The 21,222-nt window shown below is 67.0% G+C and carries 29 protein-coding genes; 3 read left to right on the forward strand and 26 right to left on the reverse strand.

Annotated elements, in window-relative coordinates; all coding sequences use genetic code 11:
• Positions 1 to 19: 19 nt before the first annotated feature.
• Complete coding sequence (locus A5688_RS13275) at positions 20 to 946, forward strand: LLM class flavin-dependent oxidoreductase (RefSeq protein ID WP_067908916.1); 927 nt, start codon at positions 20 to 22, stop codon at positions 944 to 946.
• On the opposite strand, the gene rplO is transcribed toward A5688_RS13275, so the two are convergent.
• The 10 genes from rplO to rplN form a co-directional block, all read right to left on the reverse strand.
• Positions 947 to 1,390 carry a 50S ribosomal protein L15 gene (gene rplO / locus A5688_RS13280; protein WP_066869416.1) on the reverse strand — a complete coding sequence of 148 codons (444 nt, stop codon included), beginning with the start codon at positions 1,388 to 1,390 and terminating at the stop codon, positions 947 to 949.
• Positions 1,387 to 1,605, reverse strand: a complete 219-nt coding sequence (gene rpmD / locus A5688_RS13285; protein WP_067833815.1) for a 50S ribosomal protein L30 — start codon at positions 1,603 to 1,605, stop codon at positions 1,387 to 1,389. Before rpmD ends, rplO begins: the two co-directional genes overlap by 4 nt.
• A complete protein-coding gene (gene rpsE, locus A5688_RS13290) occupies positions 1,602 to 2,285 on the reverse strand; it encodes a 30S ribosomal protein S5 (RefSeq protein WP_067833812.1) in 684 nt (227 codons plus the stop codon). Before rpsE ends, rpmD begins: the two co-directional genes overlap by 4 nt.
• Before the next feature lie 37 nt (positions 2,286 to 2,322).
• On the reverse strand, positions 2,323 to 2,691 hold the full coding sequence (gene rplR, locus A5688_RS13295) for a 50S ribosomal protein L18 (RefSeq protein ID WP_083093559.1): 369 nt from the start codon (positions 2,689 to 2,691) through the stop codon (positions 2,323 to 2,325).
• Positions 2,692 to 2,732: 41 nt separating this feature from the next.
• Positions 2,733 to 3,272, reverse strand: coding sequence for a 50S ribosomal protein L6 (gene rplF / locus A5688_RS13300; RefSeq protein ID WP_067833806.1), 540 nt, complete (start codon positions 3,270 to 3,272; stop codon positions 2,733 to 2,735).
• A 23-nt stretch (positions 3,273 to 3,295) separates the two neighbouring features.
• Positions 3,296 to 3,694, reverse strand: a complete 399-nt coding sequence (gene rpsH, locus A5688_RS13305; RefSeq protein ID WP_066869401.1) for a 30S ribosomal protein S8 — start codon at positions 3,692 to 3,694, stop codon at positions 3,296 to 3,298.
• 85 nt (positions 3,695 to 3,779) lie between these two features.
• Complete coding sequence (locus A5688_RS13310) at positions 3,780 to 3,965, reverse strand: type Z 30S ribosomal protein S14 (RefSeq protein WP_003873499.1); 186 nt, start codon at positions 3,963 to 3,965, stop codon at positions 3,780 to 3,782.
• Positions 3,966 to 3,969: 4 nt separating this feature from the next.
• Positions 3,970 to 4,542, reverse strand: a complete 573-nt coding sequence (gene rplE, locus A5688_RS13315) for a 50S ribosomal protein L5 (RefSeq protein WP_067833803.1) — start codon at positions 4,540 to 4,542, stop codon at positions 3,970 to 3,972.
• Between the two features lies 1 nt (position 4,543).
• Positions 4,544 to 4,861 carry a 50S ribosomal protein L24 gene (gene rplX, locus A5688_RS13320; RefSeq protein WP_067908920.1) on the reverse strand — a complete coding sequence of 106 codons (318 nt, stop codon included), beginning with the start codon at positions 4,859 to 4,861 and terminating at the stop codon, positions 4,544 to 4,546.
• A complete protein-coding gene (gene rplN, locus A5688_RS13325) occupies positions 4,862 to 5,230 on the reverse strand; it encodes a 50S ribosomal protein L14 (RefSeq protein ID WP_003403649.1) in 369 nt (122 codons plus the stop codon). It lies immediately after the preceding gene.
• Between the two features lie 328 nt (positions 5,231 to 5,558).
• Here rplN and A5688_RS13330 point away from each other — a divergent pair, with 328 nt between their 5' ends.
• Positions 5,559 to 6,875, forward strand: coding sequence for an adenylate/guanylate cyclase domain-containing protein (locus A5688_RS13330; protein ID WP_067833800.1), 1,317 nt, complete (start codon positions 5,559 to 5,561; stop codon positions 6,873 to 6,875).
• On the opposite strand, the gene A5688_RS13335 is transcribed toward A5688_RS13330, so the two are convergent.
• The 16 genes from A5688_RS13335 to A5688_RS13410 form a co-directional block, all read right to left on the reverse strand.
• Positions 6,872 to 8,344 carry an HNH endonuclease signature motif containing protein gene (locus A5688_RS13335; RefSeq protein WP_067908924.1) on the reverse strand — a complete coding sequence of 491 codons (1,473 nt, stop codon included), beginning with the start codon at positions 8,342 to 8,344 and terminating at the stop codon, positions 6,872 to 6,874. The two genes, A5688_RS13330 and A5688_RS13335, sit on opposite strands and share 4 nt — an antisense overlap.
• A gap of 102 nt (positions 8,345 to 8,446) precedes the next feature.
• Complete coding sequence (locus tag A5688_RS13340; RefSeq protein WP_067833794.1) at positions 8,447 to 9,337, reverse strand: formylglycine-generating enzyme family protein; 891 nt, start codon at positions 9,335 to 9,337, stop codon at positions 8,447 to 8,449.
• A gap of 84 nt (positions 9,338 to 9,421) precedes the next feature.
• On the reverse strand, positions 9,422 to 10,348 hold the full coding sequence (locus A5688_RS13345; protein ID WP_067908927.1) for a DUF4436 domain-containing protein: 927 nt from the start codon (positions 10,346 to 10,348) through the stop codon (positions 9,422 to 9,424).
• A gap of 128 nt (positions 10,349 to 10,476) precedes the next feature.
• Positions 10,477 to 12,846 carry an arylsulfatase gene (locus tag A5688_RS13350; RefSeq protein ID WP_067908930.1) on the reverse strand — a complete coding sequence of 790 codons (2,370 nt, stop codon included), beginning with the start codon at positions 12,844 to 12,846 and terminating at the stop codon, positions 10,477 to 10,479.
• 52 nt (positions 12,847 to 12,898) lie between these two features.
• Positions 12,899 to 13,246: a 30S ribosomal protein S17 gene (rpsQ, locus tag A5688_RS13355; RefSeq protein WP_067833783.1), complete on the reverse strand. Its 348-nt coding sequence runs from the start codon at positions 13,244 to 13,246 to the stop codon at positions 12,899 to 12,901.
• The gene (rpmC, locus tag A5688_RS13360) at positions 13,246 to 13,479 is read right to left on the reverse strand and encodes a 50S ribosomal protein L29 (protein ID WP_007773580.1); all 234 of its coding nucleotides are present in this window, start codon (positions 13,477 to 13,479) and stop codon (positions 13,246 to 13,248) included. The genes rpsQ and rpmC overlap by 1 nt, the downstream gene beginning before the upstream one ends.
• The gene (gene rplP, locus A5688_RS13365) at positions 13,479 to 13,895 is read right to left on the reverse strand and encodes a 50S ribosomal protein L16 (protein WP_007773582.1); all 417 of its coding nucleotides are present in this window, start codon (positions 13,893 to 13,895) and stop codon (positions 13,479 to 13,481) included. Before rplP ends, rpmC begins: the two co-directional genes overlap by 1 nt.
• A gap of 3 nt (positions 13,896 to 13,898) precedes the next feature.
• Positions 13,899 to 14,738, reverse strand: coding sequence for a 30S ribosomal protein S3 (rpsC, locus tag A5688_RS13370; RefSeq protein WP_067833779.1), 840 nt, complete (start codon positions 14,736 to 14,738; stop codon positions 13,899 to 13,901).
• Positions 14,738 to 15,292 (reverse strand): 50S ribosomal protein L22, encoded by a 555-nt coding sequence (gene rplV, locus A5688_RS13375; protein ID WP_067833776.1) that lies wholly within the window; start codon positions 15,290 to 15,292, stop codon positions 14,738 to 14,740. Before rplV ends, rpsC begins: the two co-directional genes overlap by 1 nt.
• Entirely contained in the window at positions 15,289 to 15,570 is a 282-nt protein-coding gene (gene rpsS / locus A5688_RS13380) for a 30S ribosomal protein S19 (protein WP_007773585.1), read from the reverse strand. The genes rplV and rpsS overlap by 4 nt, the downstream gene beginning before the upstream one ends.
• A gap of 17 nt (positions 15,571 to 15,587) precedes the next feature.
• Positions 15,588 to 16,430 (reverse strand): 50S ribosomal protein L2, encoded by an 843-nt coding sequence (rplB, locus tag A5688_RS13385; RefSeq protein ID WP_067833773.1) that lies wholly within the window; start codon positions 16,428 to 16,430, stop codon positions 15,588 to 15,590.
• Positions 16,431 to 16,458: 28 nt separating this feature from the next.
• Complete coding sequence (gene rplW / locus A5688_RS13390) at positions 16,459 to 16,761, reverse strand: 50S ribosomal protein L23 (RefSeq protein WP_007773589.1); 303 nt, start codon at positions 16,759 to 16,761, stop codon at positions 16,459 to 16,461.
• Positions 16,761 to 17,441: a 50S ribosomal protein L4 gene (gene rplD, locus A5688_RS13395; protein ID WP_067833771.1), complete on the reverse strand. Its 681-nt coding sequence runs from the start codon at positions 17,439 to 17,441 to the stop codon at positions 16,761 to 16,763. Before rplD ends, rplW begins: the two co-directional genes overlap by 1 nt.
• A complete protein-coding gene (gene rplC / locus A5688_RS13400) occupies positions 17,441 to 18,094 on the reverse strand; it encodes a 50S ribosomal protein L3 (protein ID WP_067833768.1) in 654 nt (217 codons plus the stop codon). Before rplC ends, rplD begins: the two co-directional genes overlap by 1 nt.
• Before the next feature lie 13 nt (positions 18,095 to 18,107).
• On the reverse strand, positions 18,108 to 18,413 hold the full coding sequence (rpsJ, locus tag A5688_RS13405) for a 30S ribosomal protein S10 (RefSeq protein WP_003873519.1): 306 nt from the start codon (positions 18,411 to 18,413) through the stop codon (positions 18,108 to 18,110).
• A 357-nt stretch (positions 18,414 to 18,770) separates the two neighbouring features.
• Positions 18,771 to 19,340 (reverse strand): TetR family transcriptional regulator, encoded by a 570-nt coding sequence (locus tag A5688_RS13410; protein ID WP_242660217.1) that lies wholly within the window; start codon positions 19,338 to 19,340, stop codon positions 18,771 to 18,773.
• 193 nt (positions 19,341 to 19,533) lie between these two features.
• Between A5688_RS13410 and A5688_RS13415 the strand changes: the two genes are divergently transcribed.
• Positions 19,534 to 21,117, forward strand: a complete 1,584-nt coding sequence (locus A5688_RS13415; RefSeq protein WP_067908932.1) for an MFS transporter — start codon at positions 19,534 to 19,536, stop codon at positions 21,115 to 21,117.
• Positions 21,118 to 21,222: the final 105 nt, after the last annotated feature.

The following is a 21,222-nucleotide window of genomic DNA, read 5'->3' on the forward strand; positions in this document are numbered from 1 at the left end:
ACGCCCGTACGGTGGTCGGGTGAGGTTCTCCATCGCAATCCCGCAGTTCGACTACGACGGTTTCGACGGGGCGGGGCTGCGCGCTTTCCTCGCGCGCGCCGAGGAGCTCGGGTTCGAGGGCGGCTGGCTGCTCGAACAGATCATCGGGCCCGCACCGTTGCTGGCGCCGCTGGAATTGCTGGCGTATTGCGCCGCCTGCACCGAGCGGCTGCGCCTGGGCGTCGGCGTCCTGGTGACCTCGCTGCACGACCCGCTGCAGTTGGCCTCGGCCGCCACCGCCGTCGACCGACTCAGCCACGGCCGGCTGGACATCGGCGTCGCACCCGGCGGCGGCAGGCGGAAGTTCGCCGCCTTCGGCGTCGACAAGGACACCTTCATCTCGTATTTCACCGAGGGGCTGGAGCTGATGAAGGCCGCCTGGTCCGACGAGCCGAGGGTGACGTTTCACGGCCGGTTCCGCGACGTCGACGACCTGCCGATGGCGCCCAAGCCGGTGCAGCGACCGCACCCGCCGATCTGGTTCGGCGGCCTCGCGCCCAAGGCGTTGGCCCGCGCGGTGCGCCACGGTGACTCATTCCTGGGCGCCGGCTCGTCGACCACCGAAGCGTTCGCCGGCGCCGTGACCGTCGTGCGCCGCGAACTCGACGAGCAACACAAGGACCCCGCCGGCTTCACCATCGGCAAACGGGTCTATTTGATGGTCGACGACGACGCCGCCAAGGCCCGTGAACGTGTGCTCGCCGGGCTGGACCGCATCTACGGGCGGATGCCCGGTGTGCAGGACGTGCCGGTCTCCGGCACACCCGACGACGTGGTGCGCGGGCTGCGCGAGGTCATCGACGCCGGGGCGCAGATGGTGCTACTGAACCCCGTCGGCACCGATGCCCGCGAGAACCGCGAGCAGATGGAACGCCTTGCCGCAGAAGTGATTCCGCAGCTGAGCTAGCTAGGACAGCTCGGTCGCCGAACCGCCTGCGGCGGTGATCTTCTCGCGTGCGCTGCCGCTGAACTTGTGCGCGGACACCTCGACCTTGACCGTCAGCTTGCCGTCGCCGAGGACCTTGACCAACGAGTTGCGGCGAACCGCACCCTTGGCCACCAACTCGTCCACGCCGATCGAACCGCCCTGCGGGAAGAGCCGATTGAGGTCACCCACGTTGACGATCTCGTACTCGGTGCGGAACCGGTTGCGGAAGCCCTTGAGCTTGGGCAGCCGCATGTGGATCGGCATCTGGCCACCCTCGAAGGTCGCCGGCACGTTCTTGCGCGCCTTGGTGCCCTTGGTACCGCGACCGGCGGTCTTGCCCTTGGAGCCCTCACCGCGGCCGACCCGGGTGCGCGCGGTCTTCGACCCGCGCGCCGGCTTGAGATCGTGCAGCTTGATCGTCATTTCTTGCTACCTCCGGAACCCGCGGCCGTCGCTTCGGCCGGCTCCACCTCGACGAGGTGGCTGACCACCGCGATCAGCCCGCGGGTCTGCGCGTTGTCCTCGCGGACCACTGATTGGCGAATCTTTCGCAGGCCCAGGGTGCGCAGGGACTCGCGCTGCTTCCAGCGGGCCCCGATGGTGCTGCGCACCTGGGTGATCTTCAGTTGACTGCTCATGGCTGCGCCCCCGAGGTCTGGGCCTCGCGTGCCGCAGCACTGGCCATCGCGTCACTTTCGCGGCGCGCCTTGAGCATTCCGGCCGGCGCAACGTCCTCGATGGGCAGGCCACGGCGGGCGGCCACCTCCTCGGGGCGCTGCAGCAGCTTGAGCGCGGCGACCGTCGCGTGCACCACGTTGATCGCGTTGTCGCTACCCAGTGACTTGGCCAGGATGTCGTGCACGCCAGCGCATTCCAGCACCGCACGGGCGGCGCCACCGGCGATCACACCGGTACCCGGGCTGGCCGGACGCAGCAGCACCACGCCGGCGGCCGCCTCACCCTGCACCGGGTGGGTGACGGTCCCGCGGATCAGCGGCACCCGGAAGAAGCCCTTGCGGGCCTCCTCGACGCCCTTGGCGATGGCCGCGGGAACTTCCTTGGCCTTGCCGTAGCCGACACCGACCATGCCGTTGCCGTCACCGACAATCACCAGCGCGGTGAAGCTGAATCGCCGTCCACCCTTGACCACCTTGGAGACACGGTTGATCGCGACAACCCGCTCCAGGTAGTTGCTCTTGTCGCCGTCGCGGTCGCGGCCACCACGACCGCCGTCGCCGCGCCGACCGCGGTTGTCGCGGTCACCGCGCGAGTCGCGGCTGTCGCCGGCGCCATGTCCGCCGGTCGGCTGCTCCGCCATTATGCGGTCCTTCCAGTCGTGTTCAAGTTCTCAGTCATCAGAATTGCAATCCGTTCTCGCGTGCGGCATCGGCCAGCGCCGCGATCCGTCCGCCGTAGGTGTATCCGCCACGGTCGAAGACCACGCTGTCGATGCCGGCGGCCTTGGCGCGCTCGGCGATCAGCTGGCCCACCCGCACGCTGCGGGCTTTCTTGTCTCCCTGCAGGCTGCGCACGTCGTCCTCGATCGAGGACGCGGCGGCCACCGTGGTCCCGGTCTCGTCGTTGACCAGTTGCACGTGAATGTGTCGCGCGGACCGGTTGATCACCAGCCGCGGACGCTCCGGGGTACCGGCGATCTTCTTGCGCAGCCGGGCGTGCCTGCGCAGCCGGGAGACGCGTCGAGTCGCGGATACGCTCTGCCCCACCGGCTTTCGCGCGGCGGTGCCAGCTTGTGTTTGCGCCATGATTACTTACCTGTCTTTCCGACCTTGCGGCGGATCTGCTCACCCTCGTAGCGCACGCCCTTGCCCTTGTAGGGGTCGGGGCGGCGCAGGCGGCGGATGTTCGCCGAGATCTGGCCGACCTTCTGCTTGTCGATCCCGGTGACGGAAAACTTCGTCGGCGACTGGACGGCGAACGTGATGCCGTCCGGAGCCTCGATCACCACGGGGTGGCTGTAGCCCAGCGCGAACTCGAGGTTGGATCCCTTGAGCTGCACCCGGTAACCGACGCCGAAGATCTCCATCTTGACGGTGTACCCCTCGGTCACGCCGGTGACCAGGTTGGACACCAGGGTGCGCGACAGTCCGTGCAACGAGCGGTTGCGCCGCTCGTCGTTGGGACGGGCGACCACGATCGCGCCATCGTCGTTGCGCGACACGGTGATCGGCTCGGCCACCGTCAGGTCCAGGACGCCCTTGGGCCCCTTCACCGACACGTTCTGGCCGTCGATCGTCACGTCGACTCCGGACGGGACCGGAACCGGCTGCTTACCAATGCGAGACATAGTCTTTCGTTACCTCCCCGCCCTTACCAGACGTACGCGAGGACTTCGCCGCCCACGCCCTGTCGGGCTGCCTGGCGGTCGGTCAGCAGACCCGAGGAAGTGGAGATGATCGCCACACCCAGGCCACCGAGCACGCGCGGCAGATTGGTGGATTTCGCGTACACCCGCAGACCGGGCTTGGACACGCGGCGCAGGCCGGCGATGCTTCGCTCCCGGCTCGGCCCGTACTTGAGCTGAACGATCAGCGACTTGCCGACCCGAGCATCCTCGGTCCGGAAATCGCTGATGTAGCCCTCGCTCTTGAGGATCTGGGCGATGTTTGCCTTCAGCTTCGAGTGCGGCAACGTCACCTCGTCGTGATACGCCGAATTGGCGTTGCGCAGACGCGTCAAGAAGTCTGCGATCGGGTCCGTCATCGTCATGACAGCGTTGGTACCTTCCTCGCGATGGTTCCCGGTCCGGGCCTGTCGCGCACCTGTTCTGGGTTGGTCTTAGGGGTTGGGGCTGTTACCAGCTGCTCTTCTGCACGCCGGGCAGTTCGCCCGCGTGCGCCATCTCGCGCAGGCAGATCCGGCACAGGCCGAATTTGCGGAAGACCGCGCGGGGGCGGCCGCACTTGTTACAACGCGTGTAGCCGCGCACCGCGAACTTCGGCTTGCGTGCGGCCTTGTTGACCAGTGCCTTCTTTGCCATCTACTCAGTTCTCCTTGAAGGGAAAGCCGAGGGCCCGCAACAGCGCTCGTCCTTCGTCGTCAGTCGTCGCCGAGGTGACGACGTTGATGTCCATGCCGCGGACCCGGTCGATCTTGTCCACGTCGATCTCGTGGAACACCGACTGCTCGGCCAGGCCGAAGGTGTAGTTGCCGACACCGTCGAACTGCTTGGGCGAAAGCCCGCGGAAGTCGCGGATACGGGGCAGCGCGATCGAGGTGAGACGGTCCAGGAACTCCCACATCCGGTCCCCGCGCAGGGTGACCCGCGCGCCGATCGGCATGCCCTCACGCAGCTTGAACTGCGCGATGGACTTGCGTGCGCGGCGGATTTCGGGCCGCTGCCCGGTGATCGCCGCCAAGTCGGTGACAGCGCCGTTGATCAACTTCGCGTCCCGCGCCGCGTCCCCGACACCCATGTTGACGACGACCTTGGTCACCGTCGGGATCTGCATGACGTTGGCGTAGCCGAACTGCTGCTGCAACGAATCGCGAATCTCGCTGCGGTAGCGCTCTTTCAGGCGCGGCTGAGCTTTCTCTTTAGCCTCTGCTGTGGTCATGCTAGATGTCCTTGCCGTTGCGCTTGGAGATACGGACCCGCTTGCCGGTCTCCTCGTCGAGCCGGTAACCGACGCGGGCGGGCTTACCGTCCGAGCCGACGACCATCACGTTGGAGACGTGGATGGGGGCTTCCTGGGTGACGATGCCGCCCGACTGCGCTCCGCGCTGGTTGGTCGAAATCGCGGTGTGCTTCTTGATCCGGTTGACGCCCTCGACCAGCACTCGGTCGCGTTCCGGGTAAGCCTGCAGCACCTTGCCTTTGGCGCCCTTGTCCTTGCCGGCGATGACCAGGACGGTGTCGCCTTTGCGGACCTTCATTTACAAAACCTCCGGGGCAAGCGAGATGATCTTCATGAACCGCTTCTCGCGCAGTTCGCGACCAACCGGCCCGAAGATGCGCGTCCCGCGCGGGTCGTTGTCGGGCTTGATGATCACCGCGGCGTTCTCGTCGAACTTGATGTAGCTGCCGTCAGGACGGCGGCGCTCCTTGACCGTGCGCACCACGACGGCCTTGACGACATCCCCACGCTTGACGTTGCCGCCGGGGATGGCGTCCTTGACGGTGGCGACGATGACATCACCGATGCCGGCGTAGCGTCGCGACGAACCGCCGAGCACACGGATGCACAAGATCTCCTTGGCGCCGGTGTTGTCGGCGACCTTCAGTCGCGATTCCTGCTGAATCACTCGATCTCCTGACCTGGTTGCGTGTGCACGGCAGGAGAACCCACCGGGGTGGGCATTCGGCGGGCATGACCCACCAAAAACCTGACGTGCGCGGTCTTTGTCACCGAAGGGCACGCGGGGCCGATTCACACCGGCCGAGGTCTGCCCAAGGCAACCCCTAGAGTCTAGGGGACGACCAGCTCAGAGCCAAATTCTGCGCACGGGCGATCGAGATCGGCCGGGTCGTCATCATATGGTGGCACCGAATCTCCGGGGATCACGTCAGCGGAACGCTCTTGAACAGCGGAAACGCCTGGAGACGCCCTCCTTCGGGAACTACACTTCCGCAATGTTCTCGGAGACGCGCTATGCCCGCAACGGGAACTTGCGCGTCGCCTATCGGGCATCACCTGAGGGTGAGCGTGACATCGTGCTCGTCGCCAACTGGTTCACAAATTGTGAGGTTCTTCCGGAGCTGCCGTCGCTTAAAGGGTGGGTCGAGGCGATGACATCGCTGGGTCGGCTCATCTTGTTCGACCAGCCGGGCACCGGGTCATCCGATCCCGTCACGCCGGGCGCGATGCCGACCCTGGAGCAATGGGCCGACAGCATCACCGCGGTGCTCGACGATCTGGGTAGCCGAGAAGCGGTCCTCCTCGCGATCGTCGGTGCGGTGCCACCAGCGGCCCTTTTTGCAGCAACATATCCGTCCCGCACCACTGCGCTCGTCGCGCTGGAGGGCTACCCGAATCCGCTGGCGGAGCGTACCGACGAGGGACCCACATCCGAACAGATGACTGCGGCCACGGTCGCCATGTGGGGAACGGGTGAATACCAACGCGTATTGAATCCGGACATGCCGTGGAACGAGGAGATCCGGGCATCGCTGGCACGCTGGGAGCGGGGGGCGGCCAGCCCAGGGACGGTCGCCTTGATGCTGCCTCTGGTGGCCGAAATGGACGTGCGGGCGTTGCTTCCCTCAATCCGCGTGCCCACCCTTGTCATCCAGCATGCTGACGACTTGTTGATCCCGCCCGAGTGGGGCAAGGCTCTTGCGGATCGCATACTGGGCGCGAAATACGTTGAGCTTCCAGGACGCAACCTCATCCATTTCTTCGAACCGGACTGGCGCGCATCATTTCAGGAGATTGCCGAGTTTCTCACCGGCGAGCAGGCCGACGTCGCCGATGATCGGGTTCTGGCCACAGTGCTGTTCACCGACATCGTGGACTCCACGCGCCGCGCCGCGGAAATGGGCGACCGGGACTGGCACGCGTTACTCGATGCGCACGACGCGATCGTGCGCGTGCAACTCGCTCGCTTCCGGGGCCGCGAGGTGAACACCTCGGGCGACGGTTTCCTGGCGATGTTCGACGGCCCGCAGCGGGCGATCCGCTGCGCCATGGCGATCCGCGACGCCGTGCTAGCACTCGGTATCGAGGTGCGGGCCGGGTTGCACACCGGCGAATGCGAAATCCGCGGCGATGACATCGGCGGCATCGCCGTGCACATCGGCGCGCGGGTGAGCGCACTGGCGGGGCCGAGTGAGGTGTTGGTGTCCAGCACGCTGCGCGACCTGGTGATCGGATCGGGCCTCGACTTCGAGGAGCGCGGCGCGCACCAGCTCAAGGGTGTGCCCGGCGACTGGCGGCTGTTCGCCGTCTAGAAAGGCGGCGGATCATCGTCGCCGTCGGCCGGCGGGGCGGGACCGGCGTAGCTCGCGCACTCTTCCCGTCGGGCTGCGCGGGCCTCGCGATTGTGCTTGCGCTCGACCGCAATTCGCGCGGCCCGGTTTTTGGCGCGGGTGCGGGTGCGCAGGGGCATCATGGCGGTGCGCTCGGCGCACCGGTCGGGTGTCGGTCCGGCGGGTGGGGGCGGGTCACCGGTCGGGGCGCACAGGCTGGGGAACAGCAGCGCGCTGCCCGGGGTGGTCACGTAGGTGTGCCCGTCGGGCAGGGTCCAGATGACCGTGCCGTCGGGCAGCTGGTGATCGCGCCAGCCCCAAAACGTCTTCATCAGGTGATGACCACGACACAGCGCCTTGAGGTTCGACGCATGCGTGGGCCCGCCGTCGGCGTAGGGGATGGTGTGGTCGAGGTCGCAGGCGCTGGCCGGGCGCTCACACCCCGGGGCCCGGCAGGTCAAATCCCGGCATCGCACAAAATCAGCCAACGCAGCCGAGGGGGCATACCGGGGTTCAGCGGCTGCCGGTGGGCGCAGCGGCACCAGGCGCGCCGAGGCGGCCAGCTCGGTGAGCACCTCGGCCGGCAAGAGGCCCTCCACCCCGGACACCACCGCCGGGGCGGGGCCGCGGCCTTCAACACTGGCCTGCTCGGCGACCACGTGGATCATTACGTTGCTCTTGGGCGCCGGTGCCGCCGCGGCGCAATCCGCGCGCCCGCACCGGCACACCAGCCGCGCACCGCCGGCGGCCAACACTCCCAACGCATCCGCGCGGCGCTGCTTGGCGGTACGCGGATCGGCGCCGCACACCGTGGCGGCCACCTCATCAAGCCGGCGATCCAGGGCCAGGCCGTCGGTGCCCAACAGGCTGCCGGTCACGTACGCCATCCCGGACTCATTGGCGAGCACATCGAGGTAGCGATCAGCGACCGCGTCGCGGGCGCGGCGCACCGCATCGGCGTCCAGGGCGGCCACCACCCGGTCCACCGCGGCGGCCAGCCCACCGCGGGTCAGCGAGGGGCGCCGCGACAACAGCGCCGCCAACTGCGCGTCCACCTTCGCCAGCACCGCGGGGTCATCGATCAGATCGGTGCGAAACACGATCGTCTGAAACGCCCGATAATCGATGCGGCCGGCCGCAAACACCTCACCCACCCGCGGCACCCGATCGCGCATCGCCATCGCATACCGCAAGTAGCTATGCCCCATCGCGACGCTGCACCCCAACGCCGCCCCCAGCTGCGCGGCCACCACCTCCCAGGCATCGGCCGACCAGTCCGCGCACTCCCCGGACTGCCGACAGCACAACACCAGCAACTCCCCGGCTGCTACCAACCGGTCTGCGGCCGCGCGCGCCTCGGCACGCCCGGCCTCGCGCACCCGATCCAGCAACGCCGACGACTCCGGCGACGGACGCGACGCATACCACCACTCGAACATACGTTCGATCATGCCACCGGGGTCCGACAAGTACGGACCTACCGGCCATGCGGAAGCAACGTCAGCGGCCGGCAGCGCCCGAGTGCAATCGGACGATTCATCACGTCGAATTTGCTAGCCCGATGGCAGATCCGCCACGCAGCGAAACCCGATGTGCGTCGTCGCGGAGTCCTGAGATTGCGGTGACCGGGCCGCCGGACGGTAGCGGTGGCAGTACTCCGGCGCGCACAGGTGGCTGCCGCCCTTCAACGTCTGGTTGACGGACGGGTCGGCGGGACCCGACGGGGTGCAGCAGGACTTGGGCGGCGCCTCGAGCCGGTGGTGCGCGGAGAATTCGGTAGCCGTCCACTCCCACACGTTGCCGATCATGTCGACAAGCCCAAATGCGTTGGGGGCGAACGTGCCGACGGGCGACGTCCCCACCCAGCCGAGCGCCCCGTCATTACGGTACGGGAAGCTGCCCTGCCAGGTGTTGGCCATCAGCCGGCCACCGCTCGTGGCCTCATCACCCCATGAGTAGGTCGTCGTGGACCCGGCCCGGGCGGCGTACTCCCACTCGGCCTCGGTCGGCAGCCGCCGCCCCGCCCAGCGCGCGTAGGCCGCGGCGTCCGGATAGGCCACCTGCACCACCGGATGGTCGGCACGGTCCGCGACATCGCTGTCGGGCCCGAACGGATGGCGCCAGCTCGCCCCCGGCATCCAATGCCACCATTGCCGCCAGTCGCGCAGGTCGACCGGCCCCGCCGTCGGCCGGAAAACCATTGCGCCAGGGCATAAATCGCTGGGATCCGCTCCCGGATACAGCGCCGGGTCGATCGGCTGCTCGGCTACCGTCACATAGCCGGTGGCGGCGACGAATTCGGCGAACTGCGCGTTGGTCACCGGGTGCCGTTCCACCGCAATGGGACCCACCGTCACGGTGTGGATCGGCGCCTCTTCGGGGTAGAAGCTGGTCGACCCCATGCGGAATGACCCGCCCGGCAGGTCGACCAGCTCGCTCAGCACCCCGTCAGGCTACGCCGGCCCCTATTCGGATTGCCGATACCAGGTGAGCATGTAGAGAGCCATCGCCGCGACGAGCGCGAATGATCAGCTCTTGGTGGGCGTTTTTCGATCTCGTTGTCGCCACCAGCCGACCAAAAACAGCGTCAACGCGGTGACCAGCCCGATCAACACCCACAGCACGATGGCCTGGTCGACCCAGGAGCCGTACGGTGGGCTGCCGGGCAAAATGTTGCGCAGCGGGACGATGGCGAAAAGCATTGCGCCGTACCACGTGGTGAGCGGCGGCAGGAAGGACGTCCTGCCCAGCGCCACGGGAATGGCGACCCACAACGCCAGGACGGGCAGCGAGATCAAGACCAGGCAGATGCCGACGTCAAAGATCAACTGCCCCTTGGCCCGGTGCAACGTGATGACCACGTCGTCCTTGAGATCCGGGTTGGTGTCTTCCGCGTCGTGGACCCGGGTGACGGTGGTGTCCCACCCGTCCAGCCCTCCGGTGGCTTCGACGCGGGCGGCCGTCTTCTCCTTGTTTGCGCCGGATCCGGTGAACACATCGGCCGAAATGACCCCGGTCCGGTACGAATCGAACGGCCAGTTCGCGGGATCGCCGTGCGCCTCGATGGTCGTGGTCACCTGTGCGGGCGCCTTGCCGACCGGGTATTGCAGGTCACCCAGGTCGTTGTCGGGATACAGCCGGACAGCCGCGTCGGTCGTCAGCACGCCGAAGTTCTTGTCGTACAACGTGTCTTTGGGGTAGACGAGCACGTTGACCGTCAAGCGGTTCGCGACGGTGTCCAGTTTCTCCAGCCGCACCTGCACGACGCTGTCTTCGGCCTCGACCTTGCTCAGGTCCACCGCGGGCAGTGGCGGCGCCGATTTGGCCAACAGATGCACGGCGATCAGCGACAGCGCGTAGATGACGATGAGGGTGGCGACGATCCCGAACGCGATCGCGATTTGCCGTCCTCGTGCGCCGGTCGGCGCGGGCGGCGCCGGCGGCCCGGCGGTCATTGGGGCATCACGCTGCGAGATGCTAGCAGCGCGGGCCCGACTTTTCAGCGGATAGCGATGACACGGTTTCGGGGCCACCGGTTTGCTGAGCCGGCGACCGAGCCGGCACCCTCGCGTCCGCCGCCGGATCAGTCCCGCGAAAAGGCAAGCGCGATTTCGGTTTCCACGTCCACGTAGGGCCGGCCCGACAGGTCGACGGTGACCTGGGCGATGGTGCCACCGGTGAACGCGAAGGGCGCCTTGTAGCGGCTGGACACTCGGGATCCGCCGTTGTGCCCGACCGTGATACCGGCTCCCGCCAGTCCGAAGGTGCCGGGGTGGGTGGTCACTCCGGCCAGTGAGCCGACGACCTCGTCGTCGATGAAGAGCGAGACGTCGCCCAGCGGCGTGTGACTGTTCTCGACCGTCCCGGTGCGTGAATAGCTGGCGCCGAACAGATGCCTGCCCAGGGGCACGGCGACGGACGAGGAGACCTCCTGCTGGCGCTCGCCGAGGAAGTTGTACACATAGTGCAGCCGGCCGTCCTGGATGAACAAAACATGCCCGCCGTGCGCGCCGCCCTGCTTGAACAACACGCCCTCGGCGCCGGTGGTGTCGATGGTCACGTCGGCCAGCACCGAGAACGACCGGCCGCGGATTTCGGCGGCGGCACCGATGCTCACATCCGCGCAGCCGGGATAGTAGATGTAGCTGTCCCGTTCGCTGACCAGATACGGCCGTGACCGCGTCATGGTCTCCAGGATGTTGAGATCCGACAGCGGCAGGCCGTTGTATTTGGCCGCCTCCGAGAACCACAACGCCTTGAGTTCCTCAAGCCTGTCCGGGTTTTCGGCGGCCAGGTCGTGGCACTGGCTGCGGTCCGCCTCGATATGGAACAGTTCCCAGCGGTCGGCATCGAAATGCGACCAGCCGGCCGGTGTCGCCGCATGCACGGTATTGGCGAACCAGCCCCGGTGCCAGATCCCGCGGGTACCCAGCATGGTGTAGAACTGGGTGCTCTTGCCGGTGTCGGCGCTCGGATCGGCAAGGGCCGCTTTGAAACTCACACCGTCCAGCGGCTTCTGGGTGATGCCCTTGACGGTTTCCGGCGGCGTCATGCCCAGCAGATCGTAGACGGTCGGAGTGATGTCGCAGACGTTGACGTAGGTGTCGCGGACCTCCCCGTGTGCGGCAATTCCGTTGGGCCACGAGATGATTGCCGTGTCGGCGATGCCGCCCTCATGCGAGGCGTACCGCTTGTACAGCTTGTAGGGCGTGTTGAACGCCATCGCCCATCCGATGGGGTAATGGTTGTAGGTCTCGGGGCCGCCGAGATGTTCGAACAGCTTCATGCTCTCTTCGACGGTGTCGATGTAGCCGTTGAAGAACTTGCCCTCGTTGACCGATCCGTTCGGGCCGCCCTCACCGCTGGCACCGTTGTCGGAGATCACCACGACGATGGTGTTGTCCAGCTGACCCGATTCCTCGAGATAGTCCAGGATTCGGCCGATCTGGGCGTCGGTGTAGCTCAGGAAACCGGCGAACACCTCGGCCATCCGGGAGAACAGCTTCTTCTCTTCGTCGGCCAGGGAGTCCCAGGGTCGCACGGTATCCTGCAACGGCCACGGCTCACCGCCCGGTCCCTTCACGTCGAGATACGGGTTCACGGGCGACAATTCGGTCTCGGGTGGCACGATTCCCAGCGACTTCTGCCGCTCCAGAACCACCTCGCGGTAGCGCTCGTAGCCCATGTCGAAGCGGCCGGCATATTTGTCGGCCCATTCTTTGAAGACGTGGTGCGGCGCGTGCCCGGCGCCGGGGCACACATAGGAGAACCAAGGCTTCTCGGGCGCAATCACTTTCGCGTCGCGGATGAATTCGATCGTCTTGTCGGCGAGGTCCTTGGAGAGGTGGTAGCCGTCCTCCGGCGTGCCCGGCGGACTCACCGGGTGGTTGTCGTACACGAGGTCGGGATACCACTGATCGGTTTCGCCGCCCAGAAACCCGTAGAACCGTTCGAAGCCGCGCGAGGTCGGCCAGTGCCGCTTCGTCGACGCGAGGTTCGACTCCTCCAGCGGCGTCAGGTGCCACTTGCCCACGCAGTAGGTGTTATACCCCCGCTCGGCGAGAGCCTCGGAAAGCAGCCCGGTGTCAAACGGGATGCGGCCGTTGGCGTTGGGGAACCCCTCGGTGAACTCCTCGATGGTGGCCATGCCGACGGTCGTGGCGTTGCGGCCGGTGAGCAACGACGCCCTGGTCGGCGAGCACAGCGCGGTGGTGTGAAACTGCGAGAGCCGGATGCCGCGTTCGGCGATGCGCGACATCGCGGGCATCTCAACCAAACCGCCGAAGCAGTCCCAGGTTGCGATGCCCGTGTCGTCCCACACCAGGTACAGGACGTTGGGCGAGTTCGGGGGCGCGGTCGGTGCGGCATAGGGGCCCCAATCCGGTTCGGAATCCCGGATGTCGAGCTCGATCTTGCCGTTGAACTCCGCGGATTGCCCCGATCCAGCCACCATCGTCGCAGACTACACCCGGGACCGGGCGTCGTGGTGGTGGTATTAAAAGGGCTTACTTCGCCTTTTCCAGAATTTCGACGAGCCGCCAACGCTTGGTCGCCGACGTCGGGCGGGTCTCCATCAGCGAGACGCGGTCGCCGATCCCGGCGGTGCTGTTCTCGTCGTGCGCCTTGACCTTGGTGGTGGTCCGGATGATCTTGCCGTACAGCGGGTGACGCACCCGGTCTTCCAGCTCGACCACGATGGTCTTCTGCATCTTGTCACTGACGACGTATCCGATGCGGACCTTGCGGCGTCCACGCACCTTCGGGTTGGCCGGAGTGTGTTTGGGGCCCTTGTCCTTCGACGCGGCCTCGGTTGCGGCGGCCTTCTTGGGGGCAGCCTTCTTGGCTTCTGCCATCACGATTCCTTACCGTCGGGCCCGGAAGCCAAGCCCAGTTCTCGTTCGCGGAGCACGGTGTAGACCCGCGCGATCTCCTGACGCACCGTGCGGAGCCGGCGGTTGTTGGTGAGCTGACCGGTCGCCATCTGGAAACGCAGATTGAACAGCTCTTCCTTGGATTCGCGCAGCCGCTCGGCCAGCTCCTCTTCGGTGAGCTCACGCAGTTCGCCAGGCGAAATTCCCACTGCCATCAGAACTGATCCTCTCGAGTCACGATGCGTGCCTTGATCGGCAACTTGTGGATTGCGCGAGTCAGTGCCGCCCGGGCGGTCTGCTCGTTGGGGTAGCTGAGTTCGAACAGCACCCGGCCCGGCTTGACGTTGACCACCCACCACTCGGGCGAGCCCTTACCCGAACCCATGCGGGTTTCGGCGGGCTTCTTGGTCAGCGGACGGTCGGGGAAGACGTTGATCCACACCTTGCCGCCACGCTTGATGTGCCGGTTGATGGCGATACGAGCGGACTCGATCTGCCGGTTGGTGACGTAGGCGTGCTCGAGGGCCTGGATGCCGTAGTCACCGAAGTTCACCGCCGTGCCGCCACTGGCGATACCGCGCTGGCGGGGGTGATGCTGCTTGCGGTGTTTAACCCTGCGGGGAATCAACATGATTCAGCTCTCCGTGCTTTGTGGTTCTGCAGCGGGTTCGGCCTGGGGCGCGGCGGCTGCTGCGCCCTCTTCGGCGCTCGCGGCCGCGCGGCCGGCTTCGGTACTGGTGGCCGTGGTGCCCGACGCGCCACTGCGGCGCGGACGGGTGCCCGACGGACGCTCGCGGCGCGAACGCTCGGCGCCCGCCGGAGCGGCGGCGACCAATTCGCGCTTGCCGCCGACGACGTCGCCCTTGTAGATCCAGACCTTCACGCCGATCCGGCCGAAGGTGGTCTTGGCTTCGTACAGGCCGTAGTCGATGTCGGCGCGCAGCGTGTGCAGCGGCACCCGGCCCTCGCGGTAGAACTCCGAGCGGCTCATCTCGGCACCACCGAGACGGCCGGAGCACTGCACCCGGATGCCTTTGACGTTGGGCTGACGCATCGCCGACTGGATGGCCTTACGCATAGCGCGGCGGAACGCCACGCGGTTGCTCAGCTGCTCGGCGACGCCCTGGGCCACCAATTGTGCCTGCGACTCCGGGTTTCTGACCTCGAGGATGTTGAGCTGCACCTGCTTGCCGGTCAGCTTCTCCAGGTCGGCACGGATCCGGTCGGCCTCGGTGCCGCGACGGCCGATGACGATGCCGGGACGCGCGGTGTGGATGTCCACCCGGACCCGGTCACGGGTGCGCTCGATCTCCACGTCGGCGATCCCGGCCCGCTCCAGGCCGGTCGAGAGCAGCCGCCGGATCGCGACGTCTTCCTTGACGTAGTCCGCGTACTGCTTGTCGGCGTACCAGCGTGACTTCCAGTCGGTGGTGATGCCCAGCCGGAAGCCGTGCGGATTGATCTTCTGGCCCACTAGTCTGAGCCTCCCTTCGCGTCAGAGGTCTCAGACGTCTTGGCTTCGGCTTTCGTTGCGGCCTTCTTCGCGGGCGCTTTGGCCCCGGCCTTCTTCGCCGGTGCCTTGTTGGCCGGCGCTTTCTTGGCGGGTGCCTTCGCGGCGGCCTTGCTGGCCTCGGCGCGACGGGCCCGGGTCGACTTGGCCGACCCCTGGTCCTTACCCGGGCGGCTTTCCACCACGACCGTGATGTGGCTGGTGCGCTTGCGGATCCGGAACGCGCGGCCCTGGGCGCGCGGACGGATGCGCTTGGCGGTGGGGCCCTCGTCGGCGTAGACGGTGGCGACCACCAGGGTCGCCGGGTCCAGCCCGTTGTTGTTCTGCGCGTTGGCCGCCGCACTGGCGATCACCTTGGCCACCGGCTCGCTGGCGGCCTGCGGCGCCCAGCGCAAGATGTCCAGCGCGTCGGCCACCGAGCGGCCGCGCACCAGATCGATCACCCGGCGCGCCTTTCTCGGCGACACCCGCACGAACCGTGCTTTGGCCACCGCCGAAGGGAATTCCGTTGTGGTCATCGCCGTTTGGCCTTCCGGTCGTCCTTGATGTGTCCCTTGAAGGTGCGGGTGGGCGCGAATTCACCAAGCTTGTGGCCGACCATCGCCTCGGTGACGAACACCGGGACGTGCTTGCGTCCGTCGTGGACGGCGAAGGTGTGGCCGATGAAGTCAGGAATGATCGTCGAACGCCGCGACCATGTCTTGATCACCTGTTTGGTGTTCTTCTCGTTCTGCGTGTCCACCTTCTTGAGCAGGTGGCCGTCGACGAACGGGCCCTTCTTCAGGCTGCGTGGCATGTGCTACTCCTGACTTCCTAGCGACCGTGCTTCTTGCCGGTGCGCCGGCGTCGGACAATGAGCTTGTTACTGGCCTTGTTCGGGTGGCGGGTACGGCCCTCCGGCTTGCCCCACGGGCTCACCGGGTGGCGACCACCGGAGGTCTTACCCTCACCACCACCGTGCGGGTGGTCCACCGGGTTCATGACCACACCACGGACCGAAGGGCGCTTGCCCTTCCACCGCATCCGGCCGGCCTTACCCCAGTTGATGTTCGCCTGCTCGGCGTTGCCGACCTCGCCGACCGTGGCGCGGCAGCGCACGTCGACGCGGCGGATCTCGCCGCTGGGCATACGCAGCGACGCGTAGGTGCCCTCTTTACCGAGCAACTGGATGCTCGATCCGGCCGACCGCGCCAGCTTGGCGCCGCCGCCCGGCCGCAGTTCCACGGCGTGGATCACGGTACCGGCCGGGATGTTACGCAACGGCAGGTTGTTGCCCGGCTTGATGTCCGCGTTCGGGCCGCACTCCACCACGTCGCCCTGCGAGAGTCCCTGCGGCGCAATGATGTAGCGCTTCTCGCCGTCCAGGAAGTGCAGCAACGCGATGTTGGCGGTCCGGTTGGGGTCGTATTCGATGTGCGCGACCTTGGCGTTGACACCGTCTTTGTCGTTGCGACGGAAGTCGATCACCCGGTAGGCGCGCTTGTGGCCACCACCCTTGTGGCGAGTGGTGATGCGGCCGTGCGCGTTTCGCCCACCGTGACCGTGCAGGGGGCGCACCAGCGACTTCTCCGGCTCCGAACGAGTGACCTCGGAGAAATCGGACACGCTCGAGCCGCGGCGGCCTGGGCTCGTCGGCTTGTACTTACGAATTGCCATGTCTAATCAGGTCTTCCTCTCGCGGCGGCTACGCCGGTGCCCCGAACAGATCGATCGGCTTGCTACCCGGCGCCAGCGTGACGATGGCCCGCTTGGTGCTCTTGCGCTTGCCGAATCCGGTCCTGGTGCGCTTGCGCTTACCCTGCCGGTTCGCGGTGTTCACCGACGCGACCTTGACGGAGAAGATCTTCTCGATAGCGATCTTGATCTGCGTCTTGTTCGAATCGGGGTGCACCACAAACGTGTACACGTTGTCGTCGAGCAGCGAATAGGACTTCTCGGAGATGACCGGGCCCAGGATGATGTCGCGGGGGTCAGTGATGGTCGCCATCAGGCCGAAACCTCCACATCTTTATCGGCGGCCGCGCCGGTGGCCCCGGCGATGTAGGCGTTGAGCGCCTCAACGCTGAACACCACGTCGTCGGAGCGCAGCACGTCATAGGTGTTGAGCTGGTCGGGAGCCAGGATGTGCACACCGGGCAGGTTGCGCACGCTCTTGGCGCCGGCCTCGTCGCTGCGGCCGATCACGACCAGCACCTGCTTGCGGTCGGTCAGCGTGCCCAGGAACGCCCTGGCGCTCTTGGTGGACGGCGTCTGACCCGACACCAGTTCGGTGATGGCGTGGATGCGGCCGTTGCGCGCCCGGTCGGACAGTGCGCCGCGCAACGCCGCGGCGATCATCTTCTTGGGCGTGCGCTGGCTGTAGTCGCGGGGCTTGGGGCCGTGCACGACGCCACCGCCGGTGAACTGCGGGGCACGCGTCGAACCCTGTCGGGCCCGGCCGGTTCCCTTCTGCCGGTAGGGCTTACGGCCACCACCGCTGACGTCGCCACGCGTCTTGGTCGAGTGCGTGCCCTGACGCGCGGCCGCCCGCTGCGCGGTGACCACCTGGTGCATCAGCGCGATATTGGCCGGGGCATCGAACAATTCGGCCGGCAGCTCGACCGAGCCGTCGACCTTGCCGCCCGGCGTCTTGACGTCGATCTTGAGCGTCTTGGAGCCTTCTGCCATCACTTCTCACCTCGTTTGACCGCACTGCGGACCACGACGAGTCCACCGGTGCGGCCGGGGACCGCGCCCTTGATCAGCAGCACGCCGTTCTCGGTATCGACCTTGTGCACCAACAGGTTCTGGACGGTCACCCGATCGCTACCCATCCGGCCCGCCATCCGGGTGCCCTTGAAGACGCGGGCCGGAGTGGCGCAGCCGCCGATGGAACCCGGGCGGCGGTGCACCGCCTGGGCACCGTGGCTGGCGCCCTGACCGGAAAAGCCGTGGCGCTTCATGGTGCCGGCGAAGCCCTTGCCCTTGGAGGTGCCGGTGACGTCGACGTAGGCGCCGTCGGCGAAGATCTCCGCCGTCAGCTCCTGGCCGACCTCGTACTCGGCGGCCGCCTCGGGGTTGTCCAGGCGCAGCTCGGCGAGGTGCCGGCGCGGGTTCACGCCCGCGGCGCTGTACTGACCGGTCACCGGCTTGTTGACCTTGCGCGGACTGATCTCGCCGTAGGCCAGCTGCACGGCGCTGTAGCCGTCACGCTCGGGGGTACGGATCCGGGTCACCACGTTCGGGCCGGCCTTGACGACCGTCACCGGCACGACCCTGTTGTTCTCGTCGAACACCTGCGTCATGCCCAGCTTGGTACCCAGAATGCCTTTTCTTGCCATGAGTCTGGATCTCCTACTGGATGTTGACGTCGACACTGGCCGGAAGGTCGATGCGCATCAGCGCGTCGACGGTCTTCGGCGTCGGGTCGAGGATGTCGATCAGCCGCTTGTGCGTGCGCATCTCGAAGTGCTCCCGCGAGTCCTTGTACTTGTGCGGGGAGCGGATGACGCAGTACACGTTCTTCTCGGTCGGCAGCGGCACCGGACCTACGACGCTGGCACCCGTGCGGACGACGGTCTCGACGATCTTGCGCGCCGACGCGTCAATAGCCTCATGGTCGTAGGCCTTAAGCCTGATGCGGATCTTCTGTCCCGCCACGCTTCTCCTACCCTCACTCCTGTTGAGGCCCGAAACCGGGCCTGGTGCCACCGGCGCGCCGATCGGGCCGGCCAACTCTGGGCCGATCGAGCGCTGCGCCGGATATTGCGCCGCTGTTTACCTGTCGTGGTCCACCGGCCCCCGCGGTCGGGTGTGTCACCCTCACGCAGCCTCAGCACGACAATTTCAGGATCGAAATTCGTCGCTCTCAAAGGATGGGACCGGACGCGCCCGTTTGGACGCTGGTCGTATGCCCGACCAGGCGCAAACCCGGCTCAAGGCAACCTGAACAGTATGCCTCAGATCGTGGGTTTGGCCAAATCCCGGGAGGAGGCCGCCGACCTGGTTTTTTAGGCCTCAGGCGCCCGCGGATTCGATGTTCGCCGCGCCGGCCCGGTTGTGTGCGCGCTGGATATAGAGGAAACCGTCGACCGACGCCAGCGCGCACTCGCGGTAATCGAAGTCGGGAAGAGTGGACAGCCGGCCCAGCACCAAGGGGCCGATCAGCAGCGCGATCGCCCGGGATCGGTCCACCTCGCCCAGCTCGGCGGCCTCCGGGCTGTCGAAAATGGCGTCGAATGGCGCCGCGTACTGCTGGGCGATGCGCTCGCGCAGCGTGGTGATCGCCGTGCTGTCCGTGCTGTCCGTGGCGTGGCTGTCGCGGGGCTCCGGCATCTCGTCCAGGTCCCGGCCCAGGGCCAGCCACGACATGGCCGTCATGACCGCGGGCGCCTGGGCCACCGACTCGGCCTGGGCCAGCACCACCGCCACCAGGCGGTCCCGCAGCGAACCCTCGGCGGGCGGCGTGGGCGACGGCGGAATGAGGCTGTTGAAAGCCGCTGCCAGCAAATCGTTTCCGCTCGGGAAGTGCCGATACAGCGTCGCTCTCGCTACGTTGGCGGTACGGGTGACCGCGTCGACGGTCACCGCGCTGGGGCCGCCGGAACGCAGCAACGTGGCGGCCGCCTCGAGCAAACGGGCCCGGGAGCGTGCGGGCCGGGGATCGGTAGTACCGCCAGTAATTGTGACCCACCTCCCTGTTTGGGAACGAGACTATCGGTCTACCTACAAGACTATTGGTCTTGAAAGTCCGCAACGCCACCGTGAGGAGGCGCATCACATGGTCGAAACCCTGCTCCGGCCTGACCAGCGTACTGATGTAGTCAGCATCGGCGGTAGCCCCCGAGCCCGAAACTGGACGCTGGCCGTCGCCTGCATGGGTGTGGCCCTGGTGGTGGCGTCGATGACGGCGTTGAACACCGTGCTGGGCGATCTCGCCGTGGCCACGTCCGCGACCCAGACCCAGCTGACCTGGATCGTCGACGGGTACACCCTGGCCCTGGCCTGCCTGCTGCTGCCCGCCGGGGCCATCGGCGACCGCTACGGCAGGCGGGGCGCCCTGCTCGCCGGGCTGGTGGTCTTCGCGCTCGGCTCGATGGCGCCGGCCATGCTGCACAGCCCGGCGCAGATCATCGCGGGCCGGGCCGTCGCCGGGGTCGGCGCCGCCTTCGTAATGCCCGCGACGCTGTCGCTGCTGACGGTGGCCTACTCGAAGGAGGACCGCACCAAGGCGGTCGGCATCTGGGCGGGCACGGCCGGATCCGGCGGCGTGCTGGGCATGCTGGGCTCGGGGCTGCTGCTGCGCTTCTGGGACTGGCACGCAATCTTCTGGTCGCTGGGCATCGCCGGCCTGGTGATCTTCGCGCTGGGCTGCACCGTTTCCTCCTCGCGCGAAACCGATGCCCCGCGGGTCGATTGGCTCGGCGCGGTCCTCATCGGCGTGGCGGTTGCGATCGCGGTCTTCGCGATCCTGGAGGCGCCCGGTCGCGGCTGGACGGATCCCCTGGTCTGGGGCGGACTGATCGCGGGCGCGGTCATCGCCGTGGTTTTCGGCATCGTCGAATTCCGGCGGCGGCAGCCACTTTTGGATGTCCGGCTGTTCGCCGACCCCAATTTCGCCACGGGTGTCGCGGCGATCGTCGTGCTGTTCGGCGCAACGTTCGGGTTCTTCTACATCGGCATGCAGTACGTGCAGCAGATCATGGGCTACTCCCCGCTGGCGACGGCGATCTCCTTCGGCCCGTTCGTCGTTCCGCTGGGGATCTTCTCGGCCCTGTCCTTCTGGTACGTGCCGAAGCTGGGTCTGCGGCTGGTGCTGTTCATCGGCACGCTGCTGATGGCGGCCGGCTTCGCGTGCATGTACCGACTGGACCTGCACTCGTCCTACTTCGAGTTCACCTGGCCGACGCTGATATTGGCCACCGGTATCGGAATCTGCACGGCGCCGACCACGTCGGCGATCATGGGTGCGGTTCCCGACCACAAGCAGGGGGTGGCCTCCGCGGTGAACGACACGTCACGGGAAATGGGTGGCGCGTTGGGCATCGCGGTGGCCGGCTCGATCCTGGCCGGTCGCTATTCGCACGAGCTCGCCCCGAAGTTGGCGGACTTTCCCGGGCCGGTCCGCGGCCCGGCGGGCGATTCGCTGGCCAAGGCCATCGAGGTGGCCGCCAAGCTCGGGCCGGCGGGCGGCCGGCTGGCCGACGTCAGTAAAGGCGCCTTCCTGGCGGCCATGCACGCGTCCACCGTCACGATGGCCGTGATCGTGGCCGTCGTCGCCGTCATGATCGGACTGTGGGCGCCCGGCCGCGACGGCCGTCAGCTGCGCCCGGTGCGCGCCCTGCTGTCGCGGCGTCACAGCTGAGCCACGCTGCATCCAATAGTGTTGTCCGACAGCGGCTTCACCGTGTATCGGTCCGAAGAACGCTTGAAAACCTCAGCCGCTTCTGGTATCAGAAATATATATCGA

Origin of the sequence: Mycobacterium mantenii (assembly GCF_001667865.1) — a bacterium.
GTDB lineage: Bacteria > Actinomycetota > Actinomycetes > Mycobacteriales > Mycobacteriaceae > Mycobacterium > Mycobacterium mantenii_A.

What these genes read in the sequence shown, in the direction of transcription:
- rplV (WP_067833776.1), bottom strand. Translation starts at nt 15,292, where the DNA reads ATGACCACAACGGAATTCCCTTCGGCGGTGGCCAAAGCACGGTTCGTG.
- rplC (WP_067833768.1), bottom strand. Translation starts at nt 18,094, where the DNA reads ATGGCAAGAAAAGGCATTCTGGGTACCAAGCTGGGCATGACGCAGGTG.
- rplF (WP_067833806.1), bottom strand. Translation starts at nt 3,272, where the DNA reads ATGTCTCGCATTGGTAAGCAGCCGGTTCCGGTCCCGTCCGGAGTCGAC.
- rplW (WP_007773589.1), bottom strand. Translation starts at nt 16,761, where the DNA reads ATGGCGACCATCACTGACCCCCGCGACATCATCCTGGGCCCGGTCATC.
- rpsQ (WP_067833783.1), bottom strand. Translation starts at nt 13,246, where the DNA reads ATGGCAGAAGCCAAGAAGGCTGCCCCCAAGAAGGCCGCCGCAACCGAG.
- A5688_RS13330 (WP_067833800.1), top strand. Translation starts at nt 5,559, where the DNA reads ATGTTCTCGGAGACGCGCTATGCCCGCAACGGGAACTTGCGCGTCGCC.
- rpmD (WP_067833815.1), bottom strand. Translation starts at nt 1,605, where the DNA reads ATGAGCAGTCAACTGAAGATCACCCAGGTGCGCAGCACCATCGGGGCC.
- rpsE (WP_067833812.1), bottom strand. Translation starts at nt 2,285, where the DNA reads ATGGCGGAGCAGCCGACCGGCGGACATGGCGCCGGCGACAGCCGCGAC.
- rpsH (WP_066869401.1), bottom strand. Translation starts at nt 3,694, where the DNA reads ATGACGATGACGGACCCGATCGCAGACTTCTTGACGCGTCTGCGCAAC.
- A5688_RS13335 (WP_067908924.1), bottom strand. Translation starts at nt 8,344, where the DNA reads ATGATCGAACGTATGTTCGAGTGGTGGTATGCGTCGCGTCCGTCGCCG.
- A5688_RS13350 (WP_067908930.1), bottom strand. Translation starts at nt 12,846, where the DNA reads ATGGTGGCTGGATCGGGGCAATCCGCGGAGTTCAACGGCAAGATCGAG.
- rplD (WP_067833771.1), bottom strand. Translation starts at nt 17,441, where the DNA reads ATGGCAGAAGGCTCCAAGACGCTCAAGATCGACGTCAAGACGCCGGGC.
- rpmC (WP_007773580.1), bottom strand. Translation starts at nt 13,479, where the DNA reads ATGGCAGTGGGAATTTCGCCTGGCGAACTGCGTGAGCTCACCGAAGAG.
- A5688_RS13415 (WP_067908932.1), top strand. Translation starts at nt 19,534, where the DNA reads ATGGTCGAAACCCTGCTCCGGCCTGACCAGCGTACTGATGTAGTCAGC.
- rplB (WP_067833773.1), bottom strand. Translation starts at nt 16,430, where the DNA reads ATGGCAATTCGTAAGTACAAGCCGACGAGCCCAGGCCGCCGCGGCTCG.
- rplX (WP_067908920.1), bottom strand. Translation starts at nt 4,861, where the DNA reads ATGAAGGTCCGCAAAGGCGACACCGTCCTGGTCATCGCCGGCAAGGAC.
- A5688_RS13310 (WP_003873499.1), bottom strand. Translation starts at nt 3,965, where the DNA reads ATGGCAAAGAAGGCACTGGTCAACAAGGCCGCACGCAAGCCGAAGTTC.
- A5688_RS13345 (WP_067908927.1), bottom strand. Translation starts at nt 10,348, where the DNA reads ATGACCGCCGGGCCGCCGGCGCCGCCCGCGCCGACCGGCGCACGAGGA.
- rplP (WP_007773582.1), bottom strand. Translation starts at nt 13,895, where the DNA reads ATGTTGATTCCCCGCAGGGTTAAACACCGCAAGCAGCATCACCCCCGC.
- rplO (WP_066869416.1), bottom strand. Translation starts at nt 1,390, where the DNA reads ATGACGATCAAGCTGCACGATCTCAAGCCGGCGCGCGGGTCGAAGACC.
- rplE (WP_067833803.1), bottom strand. Translation starts at nt 4,542, where the DNA reads ATGACCACAGCAGAGGCTAAAGAGAAAGCTCAGCCGCGCCTGAAAGAG.
- rpsS (WP_007773585.1), bottom strand. Translation starts at nt 15,570, where the DNA reads ATGCCACGCAGCCTGAAGAAGGGCCCGTTCGTCGACGGCCACCTGCTC.